The organism is Actinoalloteichus spitiensis RMV-1378, assembly GCF_000239155.1.
In the GTDB taxonomy this organism is placed as follows: domain Bacteria; phylum Actinomycetota; class Actinomycetes; order Mycobacteriales; family Pseudonocardiaceae; genus Actinoalloteichus_B; species Actinoalloteichus_B spitiensis.
On the sequence record NZ_AGVX02000552.1, the window covers coordinates 1 to 3,525 of the forward strand.

Below are 3,525 nucleotides of genomic sequence, written 5' to 3' on the forward strand. Positions count from 1 at the left end.
GAACAGGTCGGTGTTGAACTCCACCGCACCAGCCAGCACACCACCGGCCTGCTCCTGGAACTGGAGCATCAGGTCGTACTGCGCCGCCTTCCTCGGGAGGTCGAAGGTCTCGACGTGGAGCCGGGGGAAGTCGAACCGCCCGGTGGGAGCGTTCTGCAGCACCACCATGGCCTGGGCCAGCGGCATGCGGCTCTGGTCCCGCTCCGGCGCGACCGCGTCGACGATGCGTTCGAACGGCACGTCCTCGTGCGCGAAGGCCTCCAGCACCGTCTCCCGCACTTCGGCGAGGAAACCGGTGAAGGTCTTGTGGTCCGCGACGTCCGACCGGAGGACCAGCGTGTTGACGAAGAGGCCGACGAGGTCGTCCACCTCGGGTTCCCGACCCGAGGTGGCGGTACCGACCGCGACGTCGCGCTGGCCGCTGTACCGCGCGAACAACAACTGCGTGACGGCGGTCAGGGTCATGAACAGGCTGGTCGACCGGTCCTGCCCCAGTGCCCGCAGTTCATCGACCACGTCCACCGGGACCTCGAAGAGGTGCACCGCGCCAGTCGTGGTGCGGACCACCGGTCGAGGGCGGTCGGTGGGGAGTTCCAGTGGAGCCACGCCGCTGAGACGGTCACGCCAGTAGTCCAGGTGCCGCCCCGCGCTCTCGCCGGACAACCGCTCCCGCTGCCACACCGCGTAGTCCGCGTACTGCACCGGCAGTTCGGGGAGCGGGACCGGGGTTCCCCGGGTCGCGGCTGAGTACAGTTCGCTCAGTTCCCGGGTGATCACTCCCATCGACCAGCCGTCGGTGACGATGTGGTGCATCGACAGCACCAGGACGTGCCGGTCCACCGCCTGGCGGACCAGCAGGACACGCACCAGCGGCCCGGTGCGGAGATCGAAGGGCCTGGTCAGCTCCTCCCGCAGGAGGTCGTCGATCCCCCCGTCCGCAGCACCGCCGTCGACCACCCGCACGGGCACGGGCAGGTCGTCGTGCACGTGCTGCACGGCGCTGCCGTCCACTTCGGTGAAGGTCGTGCGAAGCGTCTCGTGCCTGGCCACCAGTCCCGCCAACGCCTCCCGCAACGCAGGCTGGTCGAGGTCGCCGTGCAGCCGTAGACCCGTGGCGAGGGTGTACTCGGCACCCTCCGGCATGACCTCGGACATGAACCACAGCCGCTGCTGGGCGTAGGAAAGGGGAAGCGGCCCGCCGTCCCGCGGCACCGGCGTGATCGGGGTGCGGTCCGCCAGGGGATGACTGGCCCGGTCGAGGGCGGCGATCAGGCCAGCCACGGTGGGGTGGTCGAACAGGTGGCGGGGTGCCAGTTCCTGCCCCAACGTCGACCGCAGCCGCCAGGTAGCCCGAAGGCTCAGGATCGAGTTGCCGCCCAGGTCGAAGAAGTTGTCGTGGACTCCGACCTGGTCCACACCCAACAACTCCGCCCACACCTCGCACAGGGCCTTCTCGACCTCCGTCGTCGGCGCCACGTACCCCGCCCCCGACACCACATCCGGCACCGGCAACGCCGCCCGGTCCAACTTGCCGCTGGTGTTCAACGGCAGCTCCGACAACACCACCACTGCCTGCGGCACCATGTACTCCGGTACCCGCGAGCGCACGCGTTCGCGCAGCACCGCCACGTCCACCCGCGCACCGGCGACCGGCACCACGTAGGCCACCAACCGGGCGCCCACCCCCTCGGAACGCACCGCCACCACCGCCCGAGCCACCACATCCGACTCGGCCAACACCGACTCGACCTCACCTGGTTCGATCCGGTAACCCCGCAATTTCACCTGGTCGTCGGCTCGGCCCACGAACTCGAGCATCCCGCCCGGCAACCACCGCACCACGTCCCCGGTCCGGTACACGCGCCCGCCGGTGCCGGAGAACGGGTCGGCCACGAAGCGCTGCCCGGTCAACCCCGGCCGGCCCGCGTAACCCCGAGCGACCCGCGGCCCCCCGAGGTACAACTCGCCGGCCACCCCCGGTGGGACCGGCCGCAGCCACCGGTCCAGGACCCGCACGTCGATGCCGGACAGTGGCCGGCCGATGGGCGCCGACCCGGACACCGTGACCGGGGCAGGGCCGTTGTCGACCCCGTCGAACCAGCCGACCGCGTACACGGTGGCCTCGGTGGGCCCGTAGATATTGGCGATCTCGGCCTCGGGCCACACCTCCCGCACCCGTTCCACCACCGACAACGGCAGAGCCTCACCGGCCAGGACCACGCGGGCGGGCCGCAGGGCGGCGGCCTCGGATTCGAGTAGGCCCGCCACCGCCGAGGGCACGCCGGACAGCAGACCTCCCGGACAGGGCCGGTCCGCCACCGCGAGCACGTCGGCCACCAGGTCGATGGCACCGCCCACGCACAGGGGTGGGAACAGTTCGAACAGCGACACGTCGAAGTTGACCGAGGTCGAGCCCCACACGTGGGACAGACCGCCCGAACCGAACCGGTCGACGGCCCAGGACACCAGTCCCGCCATCGCGGCCCGGTCGACCACCACGCCCTTCGGCCGGCCGGTGGATCCGGAGGTGTAGATGACATAAGCCGCCGCCGACGCCGGGGCCGGCCACGGACCGTGGTCACTGACCTGGTGCAGTTCGTGGTCGAACTCGGCGCTGTCCACGGCCACCGCCTCGACGCCGCCCGGGCTGGTCCCCGCCAGGGCGGTGGTGGTCAACACGAGCTCGAGCGAGCTGTCGGCCGCCATGAACGCGATCCGCTCGGCCGGGTAGGCGGGGTCCAGCGGCACGTAGGCCGCCGCCGACCGCAACACACCCAGCAGGGCCACCAGCAGGTCGGTGGTGCGGGGCAGCCGGATCCCGACCCGGGATTCCACACCGATCCCCCGGGACCGCAACCACCCGGCCAGCCGGCAGGACGCCTCGCTCAGTTGCCGGTAGGTGAGGGTCCCACGGCCGTCGGTGACCGCGACCGCGTCCGGGGTCCGCCGGGACTGCTGCTCCACCCATGACACCAGATCGGTTCCGGTGAGTCGCGGTTCGATGTCCGGGGAGGAGATCGGGGCCGTGCCCCATTCCCCGAGCAGCCTCTGCTGCTCGGCGGGGGTCAGGTGGCTCAGCTCGGACAACGGACCGTGGGGGTTGGCGGTCACCGCCTCGGCCAGCCGGATCCAGTGACGTCCGAGGCGGTCGACGGTCTCCGCGTCGAAGAGGTCGGTGCTGTACTCGATCGCGACCAGCATCCCGCCCGCCCCGTCCCTCACGTGCAGGGTGAGGTCGAACTGGGCGGCTTCCCTGGGGAGGTCGAACTCGGTGACCTCCAGCCCGGGGAGTTGGGGAGGACTCACCCAGTCGCTCTGGAGGATGAGCATGACCTGCACCAGCGGGGTGCGGCTGGTGTCGCGCGCGGGGGACAGTTCTTCGATCAGGCGGCTGAACGGGACGTCCTGGTGCGCGAACGCGTCCAGGGTGGTCTGGCGCACCTGCGAGAGCAGCGTGGAGAAGGAGGCGGTCTCGTCGACGCTGGTGCGGAGGACGAGGGTGTTCACGAAGAACCCGACCAGGTC

1 protein-coding gene is annotated in these 3,525 nt (G+C 70.9%); it reads right to left on the bottom strand.

Features of this window, described 5'->3' with window-relative positions; all coding sequences use genetic code 11:
* The coding region (locus tag ACTIDRAF_RS0221530; RefSeq protein WP_280956889.1) for an amino acid adenylation domain-containing protein at positions 1-3,522 on the bottom strand (3,522 nt) is incomplete at its 3' end.
* Positions 3,523-3,525 lie beyond the last annotated feature (3 nt).